The organism is Hymenobacter jejuensis (assembly GCF_006337165.1).
Lineage (GTDB): Bacteria > Bacteroidota > Bacteroidia > Cytophagales > Hymenobacteraceae > Hymenobacter > Hymenobacter jejuensis.
This window is the reverse complement of sequence record NZ_CP040896.1, coordinates 3321066-3337934: the sequence shown is the minus strand read 5'-3', so window position 1 is coordinate 3337934 and position 16869 is coordinate 3321066. Positions and strand designations below refer to the sequence as shown.

The following is a 16869-nucleotide window of genomic DNA, read 5'->3' as shown; positions in this document are numbered from 1 at the left end:
AGTGAATGGTTAAAATATTTAAAGCCAACTCGTTGATTATCAGATAATTACCCAATAAAAGGTCGTCATCTGATAATTAGTTTGACAATTAAACGAGGTAAAAGAAAGTGAACACGAATACCCAAACCAGATCTACAAAGTGCCAGTAAAGGCCGATCTTCTCTATCATTTCGTAGTGGCCACGTTTTTCGAAGGTACCATTGGTGGTGGCGATGAAAGCCCAAACCAACAAGCACACCCCGCTGAAAACGTGGGTACCATGGAAACCTGTAATAAAGAAGAAAAGGTCGGCAAAGAGTACGGGGCCGTATTGGTTCATGGCCAGGTTAGCGCCATGGAAGACAGTACCATCAGCCATGCGAGTACCTTCTTCTGTCCCGCCGATAAAGTGCGACCACTCCCATGCTTGCGAGCTCAAGAAAGTGGCACCAAAAAGAATGGTCCACAGTAACCATTTCTGCACATCGCGCTTGTCCATGCGGTGTCCTGCTTCCACGGCTAGTACCATGGTTACGGAGCTGAAGATGAGGATCATCGTCATCAAGGCCACGAAGGCTAGCGGCAGGTTTACACCGTGGAACCCAGGAAAAGCATTAAATACCTTATCCGGAATGGGCCAGTAAGCGCTGGAAAACTTGAATGCTTCTTCCTCACCTGTAAACGCCATGTGGCGGTGACGGATAAGGCCATAAGTGGTTAGGAATGCTGCGAACGTGAAAGCATCCGACAGCAGAAAGAACCACATCATGAGCTTGCCGTAGCTTGCTTTGAACGGTTCGTTTCCCCCGTCCCATGTGCCGGTGCGCGGCTTTTCAAGCGTAGCGGTCGAGTGGACAGTCTGTGTCGTGGAAGTGGTGGACATAGCGTGCAGGTAAAAACGAAATCTAGTTGTTCAAAAGTAGGAACAAATACAGGTACAACCAAAGCGCGCTGAGGTAGTGCCAGTAAATGGTAGCGTTGCCAATGGAAAGCATTTGCCGGGAATGCACTTCAAAGCGCAAGCTCTTCCGCAACACAATCCACAAGAAAATCAGGCCGGTAATAAGGTGAAAGGCGTGTACGCCCGTCAGCACGTATACGAAGGAGCCCGAAGGATTAGCATCGACACCACCAAAAAAAATCTTGTTTTCTACCAATTGCCCCCACACGTGCCACTGCCCGTATAGGAACACAATACCCAGTAGCAAGGCCAGCCCTACTCCTAGCTGAACTTGCTTGATGTTATCACGACGTGCGGCCAAGTAGCCCCATTGCATCGCAACAGAACTCAGGATAATTACGACAGTATTGAGTAGCAGGGTATTGGGCAGAGCAAACTCTAGCCAGTTTCCTTCTTCCCGTCGCACAATATAGGCGCTGGTGTAGGCAGCAAAAATCATGAAGATGCTGATCATCAGCAAGAACAGCAGCAGCCGCGCGGGATGCGTGGCAATGGCTGGTTCTTTATCTTTCAAAATGTCAGGGGTATTCATACTGAACAGTTACAGTTTATCAAACACCAGCGCGATCTGAACGATCGGCAGGTACAGGAATGAGCCAAACATGATGCGCATGGCAGCTTTTTTAGTGCAGGTACGCATCAAATAGAAAGTCTGCATCAAAAACAACACGCCACAGACCACCGCAATCAATGCCGAAGTTTTGCCAGTCATCCCAAACTGCAAAGGCAACAAACTCAGCGGGATTAGCAGCAATGTGTACGTCATGATCTGGAATGCAGTACGCAAATCGCGCCCGCCAGGTGTAGGCAGCATTTTGAAGCCAGCCTTCTTATAATCCTCATCTAAAACCCACGCGATAGCCCAAAAGTGCGGGAATTGCCACATAAACTGAATCCCGAAAAGAATCCAGGCCTCTACTCCCAGCACTCCTGTTGCGGCCACCCATCCAATCAAGGGAGGCATCCCGCCTGGGATGGCTCCTACTGCAACGCAGATAGGAGAAATGGTCTTTAAGGGGGTGTAAATGAACCCGTAAAGAATTAACGATAACAGCGATAAAGCAGCCGTCAGAGGGTTAAAAAAGTACCCTAGCAGCAGTAAACCAAACGCGCCCAACAAAACGGCATACACCCAAGCCTCGGTTGTACTAAGAACTCCCATCGGCAACGGACGTTTGGCCGTGCGCTTCATGAGCTTGTCGAGATCGATCTCATGAATCTGGTTGATAGTGTTGGCAGAGCCGGTAACGGCGAGGCCACCCAACAACACCAATAAGGCCCGGCCCCAATTCAACTCGTGTGCTCCTAGTAAGTACCCGATTGCACTCGAAAAAGAGACAGTCAGGGACAACCGGAATTTCAGCAACTGAAAATAAGCCTTCGCTTTAGTCATCAATACGAAAAACAAAACTCCCGAAGGATCGGGTCCAAACGGGGCCGCAAAGTTACGCAACAACGGTCGGATAAGTCTTCTTTGCATCCGATTTCACCTGCTGGCGATAAGTGATGATCGTTAAAAACTGGATGCCGAATATCAACGTCGCGACGGTGAGATGAACAGGTTGCACTAAGGGCGGCAACGAAAAGGCGGCCAGCGTCACACCTGCAACGAGCTCTAATCCAAGCAGAGCTAATCCTGTGGTTGCGTATTGATGCAGCTTTTTTGAAGGCTGTAAGTAGAGCCTGTAAGCAACATATACATTGACAAACAACAGTAAAGCAGATAAAGTACGGTGGAATCGAAAAATACTGCCTAACTCCTCAATCCAGTGCTCGCGGTTGACATAGTTGTTCGTAAATGACACTATATCAACTTGTTCCCGCACCTGAGTTCCGAGTACAATTTGAATAAAGGTTAGCAGTGTAACTAGCCATAGCCAAGGCATCAGACCAGCAGTTACTGCACCAGGGCTGTCCTGCACATATTCTCGCTGCGACCTGCTGACAGCATAAATTAGCATAGCAACAATAAGCAATGCCAAACCCATATGTATGGTGACCATTATAGGCAGCAAATTGGTCGAAACCACTAATGAACCCAACCAGCCTTGGACACCAGTTAATAGGAAGGACCAAAATGAAAGCCAGAATACTTTTCTGTCGATTCGCCAATACGGCAATGCAAAAAGGACAGTTAGAAACACTAGTACACCAATTAGCGCTCCTACTAGCCGATTAACATATTCGATCCAGGTTTTAATTGGGTTGAAATCGGTTTCGATGTATTGGTTGGGGTGAGAAAAGATATCACCTGCTACCTGCCTGAAGCCTAACCTCTCCAAGGTAGCAGCAAGCTTTTTGTTCTTCTCTACCCGCTTAGCAGTATATACTTCTTTGTAATTAGCCGGCAACTGGCTGATTTGAGTAGGCGGCACCCACGCCCCGAAGCACTTTGGCCAGTCGGGACATCCCATTCCTGAACCAGTACTTCTTACTACACCACCAACAAGTATTAATACATAAACTGCTATTACTGTGGCAATTGCAATAAAACGAAAGCGTTTTACGAATGAAGGTTTTTCCATTATCGTTCGTTACTTCATGCTTGTATAACAACAAGCTTCAGCAGTCATTTGCTCAAAAAAAAAGGAAATCCTGTCTGGCGCCGCCAGCAGAAGATTTCCTTTTAGTCTCTTAAAAAGCTGAGAGGCCGCTATGTACATAGCGGCCTCTTGTTGCTAACAAACCGCAGATTACGGTCTATTCCATATCACGCTCGTAAGGCAAATTCGATGACTGCGTTTGCGAGTATGGTACGTTTTGCGGAATAAAATCTTCTGCGGCACCAGGCTTACTGTAATCGTAAGGCCAGCGGTATACTGAAGGAATAGCACCAGGCCAGTTACCGTGCCCAGGTACAACGGGAGTAGTCCATTCCAAAGTCGAGGAACGCCATGGGTTTTGGGTAGCACGACGACCGCGGAAGATGCTATAGAAGAAGTTGAAGATGAATACGAACTGACCAAAGAATGCTAGAATCGCAGAGATTGAAATAAACTTGTTCAGATCAGCGAACTGGCTGAAGGCATCAAAGTTTGTCCAAGCGTAGTAGCGTCGTGGGAATCCAGCAATACCAACGTAGTGCATTGGCAAGAACACCAGATAAACCCCTAAGAAAGTAAGCCAGAAATGTACATAACCTAGCTTCTCATCCATCATGCGACCAAACATCTTCGGAAACCAGTGGTAAACACCAGCGAAAAGGCCGAAGAATGCGGAGCTGCCCATCACTAAGTGGAAGTGAGCTACCACAAAGTATGTATTGTGCATCTGGATATCCAATGCTGCATTACCGAGAATAATACCGGTCAAGCCACCAGATATAAATAGAGATACAAAGCCAATTGAGAACATCATGGCTGTGGTAAAGCGAATATTGCCTCTCCACAACGTTGCAATCCAGTTGAAAGTCTTAACTGCGGAAGGGACAGCAATGATGAGCGTTAAGAACATAAATACCGATCCTAAGAAAGGATTCATGCCCGTCACAAACATATGGTGAGCCCATACCACGAAAGACAACAAAGAGATGCCAATCAAAGAGCCAATCATAGCACGATAGCCAAAGATTGGTTTGCGAGCATTAGTGGCTAATATCTCGGATACCATACCCATTGCCGGCATGATCACAATATAAACCTCAGGGTGACCCAAGAACCAGAACAAGTGCTGGAACAGGATTGGGCTACCGCCAGTATGATTCAGAGCTTGGCCAGCAATATATATGTCCGACAAGAAGAAACTTGTCCCGAAGCTGCGGTCAAAAATCAGGAGTAGTGCAGCTGAAAACAATACAGGGAAAGCAAGCAATCCAAGCACAGCTGTCAGGAAGAATGCCCAGATAGTCAAAGGCAACTTTGACATAGACATGCCACGGGTGCGCAGGTTAATAACCGTAGTAATGTAATTAACACCACCCAACAACTGAGAAACAATAAACAACGCCATGCTCACCAGCCACATAGTCATACCGGCTCCTGAGCCTGGTATAGCCTGAGGCAAAGCGCTTAGCGGAGGATAAATTGTCCAGCCGGCTGAAGCTGGTCCAGTCTCTAGAAACAGAGATAAAAACATGATCATGCTGGATATGAAGAAAAACCAGTATGAAAGCATGTTCATAAAACCCGATGCCATATCCCTTGCGCCTACCTGCAATGGAATCAGGAAGTTGGAGAAAGTACCGGATAAACCTGCCGTTAGCACGAAAAACACCATAATAGTGCCGTGCATGGTTACAAGAGCTAGGTAAAACTCAGGATTAAGTTTCCCTGCTTCTACCCATTTGCCCAACACAGGAGTCAACCACTCCATTGTAGCTTCAGGCCAACCTAATTGAACACGGAACAAGCTCGAGAGAGTACCGCCAATAATTGCCCAGAAGATACCAGTAATCAGAAATTGCTTAGCGATCACTTTATGATCCTGACTGAAGACGTATTTAGTCAGGAAACTTTGCTCGTGATGCTCGTCGTGATGAAGGTGCTCATCATGCTCGGTATGTGGCTCAGTTGCCCCGATGCCACCTTGCACTTGAGAATTAGTTGGAATATTAGCAGCCATAAGGAGCGTGCGTTAAAATATGATTACAACGAAGCCTTAGCAGCAACGGGGACTACAGCAGCTGCGGCTGGAGTAGCTTCTTGATCAACAGGTTTGTTTGCCTTCTGTTTAAAGCTAGCAAGCACATCAGGATTTTGCTCTGAAAACGATTTTTGCTGAGCGTACCAAGCCACATAATCTTCTGGCTCGTCAACTACAATATTCATTTTCATTGCAAAGTGACCGCGTCCGCAGATTTGGTTACAGGCTAATTCGTAATTGAACTTCGGATTGCCGAGTTCAGAACGCATCTCGTCCGTAGTTTTAGTTGGAGTAAACCAAAACTTCGTTGGCATCCCTGGAACTGCATACATCTGCACTCGAAAATGAGGCATGTATACAGCATGTAATACATCGCGTGAGCGAATTTTTAGCAAAACTGGATGCCCTTTCGGGACGTGGATTTCTCCTGATGTGAATACGTAGTCGTCAAGTGAGCTTTTATCATTCAAGTCAAGACCAAATTCATTGGTTGCATCAATCAAGCGATAGTTTACCACACCTAGTTTCATGTCGCGACCGGGATAGCGTAACAGCCAATTGAACTGTTTGCCCATAATTTCTACCACAACAGAATCTTTAGGTGCAGGCCCTGTGATCTTGGTCCATTCTTTCCATCCGGCGAAGATCAAACCAGCCATAACGATAGCTGGGATTACCGTCCAGATGATCTCAATTTTATTGTTGTGGGGAAAGAAGAAAGCGCGACGTCCGTCTTTGTGCTGGTATTTGTAAGAATACAAGAACAGTAACGCTTGCGTTAGGACGAACACAATGCCAATAACAATCATTGTTGTCCAGAACAATCGCTCCATCTCATGTCCATGCACTGAAGCAATGGGGGGGTTCATTTTGCCAAAGTTGTCAGCAAAAGACCAAGCAAAAGCAGCGCCCCCTACTAGCAAAAAGACAACCATTAGAATGGCGTTTACACGGTTGCTTACGCCAATATCACGTGTAAAGCTGCCTGAAAATATGGACGTTAGAATCTGGAGGCGAAACAACAGGCCAAAAACGACCAGTAGCAACACCAATACCAGAAGAATACCAAGTGCAATCATGGGAAAACGTTAGAAAGTCAGTCCGAACAACGGTGATACTATGTCGTGTGATGTACGCTCTCGTCCAAGAAAGGATGATGAACAGGAACCAAGGAAGCTTGAGACAAACGCTTCGTAAGAAGCAACAGAAAGCTTCCTAGGAAAACCATCGCTGTTCCTATCTCAATGATAAACCCGTTGTTCTCCTGCATAGTTGCAGGCATCAGCATTAAATAAAAGTCTGACCAATGCCCAATTAGAATGGCAATGCTAACGATCTTCAACATGATCATTTGCCTTTTTGCATCCCGAGTCATCAACACTAGGAATGGGAAAGCAAAGTTGATAATCAGGTTAAAAAAGAAGATCCAAGTATACTGTCCGTTAAAGCCCCCCAAGCGTTGGTTGTAATAAACTGACTCTTCAGGCAAGTTGGCGTACCAAATCAGCATGAACTGAGAAAACCAAACGTAGGTCCAGAAGATGCTGAAACCAAACATGAACTTACCCAAGTCGTGTAAATGGCTTGCATTTATAAACCGCAGATAACCAGCTTGCTTTAAGTATATCACTATCAAAGTGGTAGCTGCAATACCAGAAACCCACCAGCTAGCGAATACATACCAACCGAACATCGTTGAAAACCAGTGCACGTCAACAGACATTACCCAGTCCCAAGCAGACATTGACGATGAAACTGCGAATAGAACCAAGAATAGAGCAGCTACATTGATGCTCTTATGGAAGTATTCCGTTCCACCATTCAAATCTTCTGCCAGAGATAAGTCGCGCAATCGTTTGGTAAAATATGCCCAGATAGCAATATATATCACCATCCGAATCAAATAGAAAGGCATATTCAAAAAACCTGACTTACCGGCAATGATTTCATCATAGTTGGCAGACTTGGGGTCCATTATACCTGGCATTGTCCAGTGAAAGAGGTCATGGTTGATATTTCCTATGAAGAAAATTATCACCATAAGAATGCCTCCTGGTATTACCCAAGCGCTTAGTGCTTCATTAACCCGTTTGATTAAGACAGACCAACCAGCGTAGGCTACATATTGAATTGCCATGAACACTGTGCCAACCACCGATACACCGGTAAAAAACACATTGTTGTGCCATAGGCTCACTATGAAACGCTTAAGCCAGATAGGACTACCATGATGTTCTGCACCAGCATGACCTGCGGCTTCGTGACCGGCTGCATGATGTTCTGCACCGATTCCCATCGCGGCCATGACCAGGCCTAATACAAGCAGTATCGCTCCTGCTACGATGATGTATATGAACTTTTTGCGGGCGTTCGGCGAATCCTCAAGATATTCAGCCGTGGCGCTTTCGTGATGCGTCAGAGTTGCCATAGGGAATTATTCCGCCGTTCCGTTTCTTGCTTTGTCACCTTGACCCGGAGTTTCCGAGCCTTTATCAGCCTGTGCATTTAGTACAGGTTTTTGTGTTGCCCGATCCGTGAGCTGCGTCGAATCCTGTTTCGTTTGTACAAGCTTGGATAGACCATCTGGCCCCTCTCCACGCTGAAGCACCCGCACATACATGGCAATCTTCCAACGCTCTTGGGGATTGACAATCGAGCCATGTGGCATCATTCTGTTGCGTCCCCATTGAATGACATGATAAATGTGCGCGTCATTCATGGTTTTATAATTCCCCGTAGAATAGTTCGGTACACCCTTAAACTTAATTCCAACAGGCCCTTGACCATCACCTTGTTCTCCATGACAATGAGAACAGATTCTGGTGTAAAGTACTTTCCCTTCCTCTAGATTTTCCTTTGTATAAGCGTAAGGATTCTTTAGAGTACGCTCCGCAATAACTACACTGTCTTTGGGAACGTGAGAATAGTAATTGAGTTTACCACGAGCTATGGTACCCACTACAGGTACACGCTCATTTATACCCATTGGATTAATAGTGTTTGTATTTACCTGCCTCAACGGCTCGTACGGGATTGATTCGTACATCTGTGGAGCATATTCCAAGCCGGTGTCATCAGCATGGTTACAAGCTGTAGTCAGCACTGAGGCAAACAGGATAACCGACGCTTGCAGACCTAATTTCAGCGAATGCGTCATTATTTCTGGGTCATTTCTTTTTCATTCACCTCTGATGCGCCATTACTACGCAACAGTTGGGTCAATTGACCAAAATCCGTTTTGCCATCTTGTAACTCAATGGCTACTACAAACTTATCGTCTGTAGAGCGCACATCCATCACGTTCACTTTGGGTTTAGGATACATCTTCGTAATGATGAAGAATGTAATGGCCATACCATGACAAGTGAACAGAACAGTTAGCTCGAAGGAAACCGGAATAAAAGCAGGCAAAGCAATGTGTGGCTTACCACCGATAATCATAGGCCAATCGAAGCCTAGCATATAAATCTGAAGCCACAATGCAAAGGACAAACCGCAAAGACCATAGAAGAAAGCAGCAATGGGCAAACGAGACCTATCAATGCCTAGTGCATCATCAATTCCGTGGACAGGGAAGGGTGAAAAAACGTCATGAATTTTCACACCCGCCGCGCGGATATTTTCAATTGCGTGCAACAGCACATCTTCGTCATCGAAGATGCCGAGGGCGAAGCGCTTAGTCATGCTTATTGTAATTTACAGGAGCGGAAGCAGGAACTCCGATGGTGGCAGGTTGATGAGTCGAGGTATGATGCTCGTGATGACCAGTATATGTAGGTCCGTTATCAACAGTATATTTGCGGATCGTTTTGACTTCTGCCATGTTAATAACCGGGAAGAATTTAGCGAACAGCAAAAACAGAGTAAAGAATAAGCCTAGCGTCCCTACATAGATACCAATGTCAATGATAGAAGGCGAGAACATCGCCCATGAGGACGGCAGATAATCACGGTGAAGAGAGGTAACAATGATCACGAAGCGCTCGAACCACATTCCAATGTTTACAATGATCGACAATACGAATGTCAGTGGGATGCTATACCGTACACGCCGAATCCATACCAACTGTGGAGTGATAACGTTGCAAGTCATCATCGACCAATAAGCCCACCAATAAGGGCCTGTTGCGCGGTTGATGAAAGCATATTGCTCGAATTCAACCTGCGAATACCATGCGATGAAAAACTCTGTAATGTATGCTACACCAACAATTGAGCCCGTGATCATCATGATTTTGTTCATCAAAGCAATGTGCTCCAATGTGATGTAGTCCTCCAGCTTAAACACGACACGTGTAATAAGCATCAGGGTAAGCACCATTGCAAAACCTGAGAAAATAGCACCTGCTACAAAGTATGGCGGGAAGATGGTAGTATGCCAACCCGGTACAACTGAGGTAGCAAAGTCCATAGATACAATGGTGTGCACCGAAAGTACCAGAGGAGTTGAAACACCCGCCAGAATCAGCGAAACTGTTTCATAGCGCGACCAAGCCTTGGCGGAACCGCGCCAGTTCATGCTCAGCATTGCATATGCAACTTTGGCAATTGGACCTTTTGCACGGTCGCGAATGGTAGCAAAGTCAGGAATCAGACCTATGTACCAGAAGACTAGCGATACAGAGAAATAGGTCGAGATAGCAAATACGTCCCATAGCAGAGGTGAATTAAAATTCACCCACAGTGAGCCGAATGTGTTCTGTAATGGAAAAACCCAATAGGCTAGCCATGGACGGCCCATGTGCAAAACAGGGAACATTGCAGCACATATTACCGCAAAAATGGTCATTGCTTCTGCAGCTCGGTTGATTGAACTCCGCCATTTTTGACGAAACAACAGCAATACAGCGGAGATCAGCGTACCAGCGTGACCAATACCCACCCACCATACAAAGTTGGTGATGTCCCAAGCCCATCCTACTGTTTTATTCAAGCCCCATTCTCCGATGCCGAACCACAAGGTCCGGTAAACAGAATACAAGAATATACCGAGGAAGAAGAGCGCCACGCTTAAGGCTGCCATCCACCGAATATTCGGCTTCGCTTCTACCTGGCGGCACACATCTTGCGTGATGTCGTGGTACGTTTTCCCCCCGGTAACGAGCGGCTCCCGTACAGGTGATACGTGCTGCATAATCTTTAACTTAAAGGAGTGGTGGAAAGGCCGAATGTATTTCGGCCTCGCCTAATTCTCAGATTCTAAGCGTTACGAACCTCTTCGACGTTACGAATTTTGGTGAGATAAGTGATGTTTGGCTGCACATTTATTGCATCCAATACATGGAAACCACGCTCACCATCTTCACGACGAGTAATCTGCGATACCCGCGAGTTGGGGTCACGCAAATCACCAAACACAATTGCTTGAGTTGGACAGGATTGGGCACATGCTGTTACAACCTCACCATCTTTAGGACGGCGCTTTTGCTTTTTAGCTTCCAGCTTACCAAGTTGAATACGCTGTACGCAGAAGCTGCATTTCTCCATTACACCTCGTGCCCGGACAGTGACATCTGGATTCAGCACCATTCGTCCCAAGTCTGTAAACATGTGGCCGTTTACATTCTCGAACTTCTCATTAGAGTAGTAAGAGAACCAATTAAAGCGGCGAACCTTGTAAGGGCAGTTGTTGGCACAGTAGCGCGTACCCACACAACGGTTATAGGTCATTTGGTTTAGACCTTCCGAACTATGAGTAGTTGCTAGTACAGGACATACCGTTTCGCAAGGAGCATGGTTGCAATGCTGGCATAGCATCGGTTGGTAGATGACCGAAGGGTTTTCCGACGGATCTTCCATAGCACGGTACGTTGCTAGCTTACCTTTGGTCTCAAACTCATCTTTGTGGTGGTCGGAGCTATAGTAACGGTCGATACGCAGCCAGTGCATCTCACGACGATTAATAACCTCCTGCTTACCTACTACGGCTACGTTGTTTTCAACCTGGCATCCCAATACACAAGCTCCACAGCCTATGCAAGAGTTGAGGTCAATAACCATTCCCCAATGATGGTTCTTATACTCGTAGTCTTGCCACAAAGAAACCTTATTAGGTTTCTCCAAACCATCTGGAGTGGCAACTTTATCGTATTCAGTTACTTCTTTAGGATTCCTGATGTATTGGGCCAGCGTAGACTCCTGCACCACAGGCTTACGATCCATGATCGTGTGGTGCGTTTGCGTTTGAGCAATAGGCGAACGTGCGTCGGTTTTCTCTAAAGTAACGTTGGTGAAATACCCTATCGCATTGTTGCGAATTACTGCTAACGGATAAGTGTTAGCGCCTACTCCATCTCCTACCCGACCAGCTTTTTCGCGGCCATAGCCAATAGCAATGCTTACAGACCCTTTGGGCTGTCCTGGTTGAACAAGCACCGGCAATTCTATCGACTTGCCATTAGCAGTAACCTTTAGCACATCACCTTGCTCCCACTTGTTGGCAATAGCCATATCTCGTGGAACAGCTACGTAATTACCCCACGTTGCTTTGGAAATAGGATCAGGTAACTCCTGCAGCCAAGGATTGTTGGCATCAGCGCGGCTACCAGTACCCACGCTAACTTTCTCATACAGAGCCAGTTCTACACCAGATCCTTTTGGCGCTGAAGTAATCGCTGAGATTGCCTGATCAATGCTGTAAGGATTGGCTATTGGAGCAGCGGCAGCTGGCAACATCGAACCTAATGCAACTCCATCATGAACAGCTGTGTCCCAAGCCTTCTGGAAATCTCCACTCAACACACCACGCCAATTAGCACGCAGATAGTTATAGTAGCTTTGGGGGTTACCTGCCCAAGTCAATAAGCTATCTTGAGCTTGGCGAGTGGCGAAAAGAGGTGAGATAACTGGTTGAGCTAAGCTTAAATAGCCTCGCTTAGGCTCATAGTCATTCCAAGACTCGAGGTAATTGTGGTCAGGACAAGCATAGTAGCACAATGAGCCTGTTTCATCTAGGCGGTCATTGAACGAAATGCTAATAGGAACCTTTGCAATACCCGTTTTGACTTTATCTGCGAGCGGGTGGTTGTAAACTGGGTTGGCATGATAGAAGATCACAGCCCCCACAGTTCCAGCGTTCATATCGTTAATGAGACGTAGCATCTTGGCGTCATCTCCCTGACGAACCAAAGACGGCTTCGTCAAATCGATGCTAGTTCCTACGTTTCCAAGAGCTTGGTTAATAGCTGCTACAAGCGTCTGAACTGCCAAGTCATTGGAACCTGAGACCACTAGGCTTTTGCCACGCGCGGCTTTTAACTCCGCGGCTGCCTTCTTCAGCTGAGGGCTGTTGAAGGAAGAGGTAGCTCCACCTCCAACAACTTCATTATAAAGCGCGAGTGCAACAGCACCCATCTCAGAAGGCTTAACTGGAACGCGTACGTCAGCGTTGGCGCCCGTTAGCGAGAAATAAGGCTCAAACTGAAAGTGGCGCGACATGCTGCGCTTCTCGCTTGATACCTTGCGGTTAGTGATGTACTGAGGGGCAAATTCGATTGGTGAAAGCCAAGTTCCGAGGAAGTCGGCACCCAAGCTAACAATGACATCAGCTTTGCTGAAATCATAGGCAGGTAATACACCACCATTAGCTTGCAGCAAAGCAGAACTCGAGTTGGCATCATACATCACGTGTTCCGTGTTTGGATAACGTGATGCAAACTCCGCAATGACCTTCTTAGTAGAAGGGCTAATTATGGTCGGAGAAACAATAGCGATGCGGCCGGTTACGGCCGCTAGCTTCGTGCGTATCTCTTGGTCGACGCGGTCTGTTTCAGTTTTTTGACCTTTGATAGCAAAATGCTGTAGACGGCCACTATCATAAAGATCTAGCACCGAAGCTTGGGCCCGTGCTGAGAGGCCACCCCGTGTAATAGGAGATTCGGGGTTACCCTCTAACTTAATAGGACGGCCCTCGCGAGTCTTTACTAAAACGCTGTTATAATCCGCACCGTTGAAATAAGTAGAAGCATACCAGTTTGCGATGCCTGGATCAACTTCTTCCGGCTTATTTAGGTATGGAATAGCTTTTCTTACGGGCGTTTCGCAGCTGGCTAGGGTTGCAGCTGCAAGGCCAAAGCCCATTAGCTTAAGGAAGTCGCGGCGAGGGGCTACCGTGGCGTCGGAAGAGCCATGAGCTTCTTTCACCGGCAGAAAGTCCGCAAACTCCGTAAGCGCGGTCTTTACAAACTCTGGTGAGTTCTCCAGTTCCTCAATTCCCTTCCAGTACTTAGGCGACTCTTGCATCGTGTGGGGTATTGTGGTATTCGGTATTGGGGTTTTTATGAGATATGGGGCACAGAAAGGGTTTTAGACTTCAGCCTAAAACCCCATCCCCAAAACCTTTCTTAGTAGTGGCACTTCGAGCACTCAGTACCGCCATTCGACGACACTGTGAATGGAACGCCATTGTTTGATGCGTCATGTAGCTTTACGAGGTTGTCGTAATAGCCATTGCCCTTCGTGTTGAGAGGCGTTTCACGGTGGCAGTTGATGCACCAGCCCATAGTAAGGGCCGAATATTGGTATACAACTTCCATGTTCTGAATCGGGCCGTGGCAGGTCTGGCACTCAATGCCACCCACTTGAGTGTGCTGAGAGTGGTTGAAATAGGCCAAGTCAGGCAAGTTGTGAATACGCACCCATTGAATAGGCTGCTTACGCTCGATTGCCCGGTAGATCTTTTTGATTTCCGGCGACTCTGTCTTGATCTGCGAATGGCAGTTCATGCAGATGTTGGCCGAAGGAATGTTAGCGCTCTTGCTCTTGTATACGCTGGTATGGCAGTAAGAACAGTTAATCTGGTTTTCACCGGCGTGGAGCTTATGCGAAAAAGCGATCGGCTGGGTCGGCTGGTAACCTTGTGATAAGCCGATGGCCATTACTCCTTGTACAGATTCATAAAGTACAACCAGTACGAAAACAACTCCGGCAATCCAGCGCACGGCTGGAGCTTTGTAGAGTTTAGAAAAATCGAAGCGTTGCTCCAGAACTTCTACATCGCGACCGTCCAAATCTTTGCGGCCGCGCAATACGTCCTTCATGATGTTGGCGATGATAACCAGCGTTACCACCAGCACAATCAGAACTACCACTAATACAATCAGCAGAATATCAACGTATTGGCCAGCTCCTGCAGTTGCACCAGCACCGCCACCGTCGGTTTTACCATCAACTTTGGATTGGTTATCAGTTGTAACTCCTCCCGCAGTTTGAGCACTTCCCTTACCTTCTTCTGAAGTGATGTAAGAAACGATTGAAGTGATCTCGGCATCAGAAAGCTGGAAGCTCGGCATTTGCTGCTTCTGGTACTGATTGAACAGCTTTACCGCATATTCATCGCCGCTGGCTACTACTTTGCTGGAGTTCTTTACCCAAGGCAGAATCCATGACATTGGGCGGCGTTTCGTGATACCACCTAAGGCAGGGCCTACTACCACCTCGTTCACGGCGTGGCATTGAGCACAGTTGCCTTTAAATAAGGCATCGCCAGCTGAGATTGCAGCGGCATCGCCAGTGGTAGCACCAGCAGCGGCAGCCGGAGCGGCGGCAGCAGTAGCGCCTGGGGTAACACCTTCTTTGCTTACGGCAGGAGCCGCGCCTACTTGTTGCGCTGATGTATTACCAACGGCGGCAAAAGTCAGAAAGAGAGCAAAAAAGAGGTGAGATAGAGGACGAAGTCGGATGCTATTCATAGCACAAAGTGACTGGGAAAAAGAAACGCAGGGGTGCTTCAAGGCCACAAATGTAGGTCGGGAATCGCAGGAAACAAAAGCGGCTTTTCTAATTTTTGCCAAAGCTCAACTTGATTAAAGCCTTCAAAAACCCACTCCATCTGTGCCTTATTATATATAGACAGTGGAGTGGAACTTGTAAAAGTCCAAACTCCATTTCAAAACCTGTCAAGCAATGTTCTTGGTCTTCAAGGTTCCAACTGCTTCTAAGCTCCAAAGGTTTTGCTTTTTAACTGGTAAATGTCGTACTGACTCATTTGAGCTTACAAAGCCCTGAACGTATACTTCAAAGCTTGGGCAGACCGCTTACAAAAGCAAATTATTTAACGAGAATCAGTGCAGATTCTCTGTGGTTTAGCTACCTTTGCGGGCTCATTTTATTTCAACCATTTATTTCAACCCCGTCGTAATGGAAGTAAGAAATTACGAGACGGTCTTCATTTTGACTCCCGTTCTGAACGAGAGCCAAGTGCAAGAGACGGTCGAGAAGTTCTCGCAGGTGCTTAAGGAAAATAGCGCCGACATCATCAACACTGAAGCTTGGGGCCTAAAGAAATTGGCTTACCCGATTCAGAAAAAATCTACTGGTTACTACTTCCTCGTGGAGTTCACGGGTGCCGGTAACATTGTAGATACGCTTGAGCTGGCCTTCCGCCGCGACGAGCGTGTAATTCGGTTCTTGACCACTGTACTGGACAAGCACGCTGTATCATACAACCAGCGTCGTCGCAACGGTGAAATGAACCAGCAGAAAACCAAAAAAGAATCGGAAGCCGTAGCCCAATAAGACCATGAGCCTAGCCAACGAGAAAATCCACAAGCAGGATACCCGTACCAAATACTGCCGCTTCAAAAAGGCTGGCATTAAGTACGTGGATTACAAAGATCCGAACTTCCTGCTGAAATTTGTAAACGAGCAGGGCCGCATTCTGCCCCGTCGTATTACCGGCACAAGCCTGAAATTCCAGCGCAAAGTAGCTCAAGCCGTGGCCAAAGCCCGTCACTTGGCACTGATGCCCTACGTAACCGATTCGCTGAAGTAACCCGTCAACCGTAGTACTGAGATGGAAGTAATTCTGAAAGACGACGTAAAGAACCTGGGCTACAAGAACGATATCGTAACTGTAAAGCCTGGCTACGGTCGCAACTACCTGCTCCCGCAGGGTCTGGCTATTCTGGCCGACAAGTCGAACAAAAAGATTGTAGCTGAAAACGTACGCCAAGCGGCGCACAAAGCTGAAAAAATCAAAACCGACGCTCAGGCAGTCGCCAACCAGATTGGTGATGTGGCCCTCGACATCCGCGCTAAAGTGGGTGAAAGCGGCAAGATTTTCGGCCGTGTAACTACGCTGCAACTCGCCGAGGCTCTGAAGGCCAAAGGCATTGATGTGGATCGCAAGCGCATTTCTTTTGATCAGGACCCAACGGCAGCTGGTGAGTACACCGCTACCATCAACCTGCACAAAGAAGTGAAGCACCAGATTCGCTTCAACGTAGTAGCTGAGTAAGCTGTTCACCGAGTAAGAAAAGCCTGATCACAACAGTGGTCAGGCTTTTTTGTTAGCTTGTAACAAGCTGATGTATTGGCACTTGTAAAAGGCAGCAAGACTTCTCTGCTCG

General features: G+C 47.0%; 15 protein-coding genes. 3 read left to right on the top strand and 12 right to left on the bottom strand.

The annotated features are described in order from the left end of the window. Nucleotides 1–88: 88 nt before the first annotated feature. The 12 genes from FHG12_RS13870 to FHG12_RS13815 all read right to left on the bottom strand — a co-directional run bounded on the left by FHG12_RS13870 (nucleotide 89) and on the right by FHG12_RS13815 (nucleotide 15210). Nucleotides 89–862, bottom strand: coding sequence for a cytochrome c oxidase subunit 3 (locus tag FHG12_RS13870; protein ID WP_139516296.1), 774 nt, complete (start codon nucleotides 860–862; stop codon nucleotides 89–91). A 22-nt stretch (nucleotides 863–884) separates the two neighbouring features. Then, on the bottom strand, nucleotides 885–1472 hold the full coding sequence (locus tag FHG12_RS13865) for a cytochrome c oxidase subunit 3 (protein ID WP_139516295.1): 588 nt from the start codon (nucleotides 1470–1472) through the stop codon (nucleotides 885–887). A 9-nt stretch (nucleotides 1473–1481) separates the two neighbouring features. Then, complete coding sequence (cyoE, locus tag FHG12_RS13860; RefSeq protein ID WP_139516294.1) at nucleotides 1482–2333, bottom strand: heme o synthase; 852 nt, start codon at nucleotides 2331–2333, stop codon at nucleotides 1482–1484. A 52-nt stretch (nucleotides 2334–2385) separates the two neighbouring features. Beyond that, nucleotides 2386–3465 (bottom strand): COX15/CtaA family protein, encoded by a 1080-nt coding sequence (locus FHG12_RS13855; RefSeq protein WP_139516293.1) that lies wholly within the window; start codon nucleotides 3463–3465, stop codon nucleotides 2386–2388. A 175-nt stretch (nucleotides 3466–3640) separates the two neighbouring features. Continuing rightward, nucleotides 3641–5500 (bottom strand): cytochrome c oxidase subunit I, encoded by a 1860-nt coding sequence (locus tag FHG12_RS13850; RefSeq protein WP_230471125.1) that lies wholly within the window; start codon nucleotides 5498–5500, stop codon nucleotides 3641–3643. Between the two features lie 23 nt (nucleotides 5501–5523). After that, nucleotides 5524–6600, bottom strand: coding sequence for a cytochrome c oxidase subunit II (locus tag FHG12_RS13845; RefSeq protein WP_139516292.1), 1077 nt, complete (start codon nucleotides 6598–6600; stop codon nucleotides 5524–5526). A 38-nt stretch (nucleotides 6601–6638) separates the two neighbouring features. Next, nucleotides 6639–7949: a quinol:cytochrome C oxidoreductase gene (locus FHG12_RS13840; RefSeq protein WP_230471124.1), complete on the bottom strand. Its 1311-nt coding sequence runs from the start codon at nucleotides 7947–7949 to the stop codon at nucleotides 6639–6641. A 6-nt stretch (nucleotides 7950–7955) separates the two neighbouring features. Beyond that, nucleotides 7956–8678: a c-type cytochrome gene (locus FHG12_RS13835; RefSeq protein WP_139516291.1), complete on the bottom strand. Its 723-nt coding sequence runs from the start codon at nucleotides 8676–8678 to the stop codon at nucleotides 7956–7958. Beyond that, nucleotides 8678–9205 (bottom strand): DUF3341 domain-containing protein, encoded by a 528-nt coding sequence (locus tag FHG12_RS13830; protein ID WP_139516290.1) that lies wholly within the window; start codon nucleotides 9203–9205, stop codon nucleotides 8678–8680. The genes FHG12_RS13835 and FHG12_RS13830 overlap by 1 nt, the downstream gene beginning before the upstream one ends. Continuing rightward, nucleotides 9198–10655, bottom strand: a complete 1458-nt coding sequence (gene nrfD, locus FHG12_RS13825; RefSeq protein WP_230471123.1) for an NrfD/PsrC family molybdoenzyme membrane anchor subunit — start codon at nucleotides 10653–10655, stop codon at nucleotides 9198–9200. The genes FHG12_RS13830 and nrfD overlap by 8 nt, the downstream gene beginning before the upstream one ends. Before the next feature lie 65 nt (nucleotides 10656–10720). Continuing rightward, a complete protein-coding gene (locus FHG12_RS13820) occupies nucleotides 10721–13762 on the bottom strand; it encodes a TAT-variant-translocated molybdopterin oxidoreductase (protein WP_139516289.1) in 3042 nt (1013 codons plus the stop codon). A 101-nt stretch (nucleotides 13763–13863) separates the two neighbouring features. Beyond that, nucleotides 13864–15210 carry a cytochrome c3 family protein gene (locus FHG12_RS13815; RefSeq protein WP_139516288.1) on the bottom strand — a complete coding sequence of 449 codons (1347 nt, stop codon included), beginning with the start codon at nucleotides 15208–15210 and terminating at the stop codon, nucleotides 13864–13866. Nucleotides 15211–15658: 448 nt separating this feature from the next. On the opposite strand from FHG12_RS13815, the gene rpsF reads away from it, so the two are divergent. The 3 genes from rpsF to rplI are packed head-to-tail and all read left to right on the top strand — an operon-like array spanning nucleotide 15659 to nucleotide 16757. After that, nucleotides 15659–16036 (top strand): 30S ribosomal protein S6, encoded by a 378-nt coding sequence (gene rpsF / locus FHG12_RS13810; RefSeq protein ID WP_139516287.1) that lies wholly within the window; start codon nucleotides 15659–15661, stop codon nucleotides 16034–16036. Between the two features lie 4 nt (nucleotides 16037–16040). Beyond that, the gene (gene rpsR / locus FHG12_RS13805) at nucleotides 16041–16292 is read left to right on the top strand and encodes a 30S ribosomal protein S18 (RefSeq protein ID WP_139516286.1); all 252 of its coding nucleotides are present in this window, start codon (nucleotides 16041–16043) and stop codon (nucleotides 16290–16292) included. Between the two features lie 21 nt (nucleotides 16293–16313). Beyond that, complete coding sequence (gene rplI / locus FHG12_RS13800) at nucleotides 16314–16757, top strand: 50S ribosomal protein L9 (RefSeq protein WP_139516285.1); 444 nt, start codon at nucleotides 16314–16316, stop codon at nucleotides 16755–16757. Nucleotides 16758–16869 lie beyond the last annotated feature (112 nt).